Below are 628 nucleotides of genomic sequence, written 5' to 3'. Positions count from 1 at the left end.
GGTATGGGAACGGGTGTGACCTCTTTGCCATCATCACTAGACTATTTATAACTTCATCTATTTAGTAAAGTACTTTTATTAAAGACAAGATTTATAATAACATAATATTATATAATTTCAAGTCTTTCTTGCTAAAAAATATATATTTTTTTATGACCCGTACGGGATTCGAACCCGTGTTACCGCCGTGAAAGGGCGGTGTCTTAACCACTTGACCAACGGGCCAAACTATATGGCGGAGAAGGAGGGATTTGAACCCTCGCGCCGGTTGCCCGACCTACACCCTTAGCAGGGGCGCCTCTTCAGCCACTTGAGTACTTCCCCATATGGCTCCGAAGGTAGGACTCGAACCTACGACCGATCGGTTAACAGCCGATTGCTCTACCACTGAGCTACTTCGGAAAAACTTCATGGTGGGCCTAAATGGACTCGAACCATCGACCTCACGCTTATCAGGCGTGCGCTCTAACCAGCTGAGCTATAGGCCCCTATTGGAGCGGGTGATGAGAATCGAACTCACGACATCAGCTTGGAAGGCTGAGGTTTTACCATTAAACTACACCCGCAAAAATGGTGGGTCGGGACGGAATCGAACCGCCGACACTTAGAGCTTCAATCTAATGCTCTA

At 46.8% G+C, this 628-nt stretch carries 5 tRNA genes; all 5 read right to left on the bottom strand.

The annotated features are described in order from the left end of the window. Nucleotides 1–153: 153 nt before the first annotated feature. Nucleotides 154–225 (bottom strand) — tRNA-Glu (locus CD33_RS00075). An 8-nt stretch (nucleotides 226–233) separates the two neighbouring features. Continuing rightward, nucleotides 234–324, bottom strand: a tRNA-Ser gene (locus CD33_RS00070). Nucleotides 325–327: 3 nt separating this feature from the next. After that, a tRNA-Asn gene (locus CD33_RS00065) sits at nucleotides 328–402 on the bottom strand. Nucleotides 403–411: 9 nt separating this feature from the next. Next, nucleotides 412–488: transfer RNA gene (locus tag CD33_RS00060), tRNA-Ile, on the bottom strand. A gap of 4 nt (nucleotides 489–492) precedes the next feature. Then, nucleotides 493–566, bottom strand: a tRNA-Gly gene (locus CD33_RS00055). Nucleotides 567–628 lie beyond the last annotated feature (62 nt).

Origin of the sequence: Ureibacillus sinduriensis BLB-1 = JCM 15800 (assembly GCF_000772955.1) — a bacterium.
Taxonomy (GTDB): domain Bacteria; phylum Bacillota; class Bacilli; order Bacillales_A; family Planococcaceae; genus Ureibacillus; species Ureibacillus sinduriensis.
Note: the sequence above shows the minus strand (reverse complement) of the source record. Positions and strands in the feature narration are given on the sequence as shown.